This window comes from Streptomyces roseolilacinus (assembly GCF_014649335.1).
GTDB classification, from domain to species: Bacteria; Actinomycetota; Actinomycetes; order Streptomycetales; family Streptomycetaceae; genus Streptomyces; species Streptomyces roseolilacinus.
In genome coordinates this window covers 1-594 of the sequence record NZ_BMSV01000044.1, presented here as the reverse complement: position 1 = coordinate 594, position 594 = coordinate 1, and the positions used below count along the sequence as shown (strand labels likewise).

Here is a 594-nt window from a genome sequence, read left to right as displayed (position 1 = left end):
GACCCGCACTTCGAACGTCAACCACCGCCCGCCGGTCATCACCTCCAAGCTCAAAGTCACCGAGCTCGACCTGACGCCCGGCAAGGAGCACCTGGTCTGCCCCGACTGCTCTACCTGGGTCCCGATCACCGGCATGCTGGGTACGCCGAAGCTGGTGCCCCACCACACCGGCCGCGCCAAGGCGGCCGAGCCGCGCCGCTGCACGGCTGGTAGCAACCGCCGGATCGACCTCGACATCAAGCTCGACGCCTGGCGCGTGGGGGTGGCCGAACGGGCTGAGGTGGCCGCGACGGTCGCGTTCCGCCGGGCGACGAAGGTGTTGCCGAAGCCGCGCACGGGCTCGGTGCCGGCCGTGAGCCAGCTAAAGCCCACCCCGCTCACCCCGGAAGCGGTCCGCGTGGTGTTCATCCGGCACCGAGAGATGTGCCCGTCCTGCAAGGACGAGACCAAAGGCAGCACCAGGACGGTGCAGCTGTGCCCCGAGGGTAAACGGCTGGCCGACAGCTACCTGAGGCTGCTCCGTCAGGAGCCCAAGCGCCGGGCTCAGCGCGAGGCATTCGCCCGGGAGCGCCAGCGGTTCGACCGTCAGTACAC

Annotated in this window: 1 protein-coding gene; it reads left to right on the top strand. The window is 69.9% G+C overall.

Features of this window, described 5'->3' with window-relative positions:
• A partial coding sequence (locus IE106_RS30025) for a hypothetical protein (RefSeq protein WP_189538386.1) occupies nucleotides 1-594 on the top strand: 594 nt, incomplete at both ends.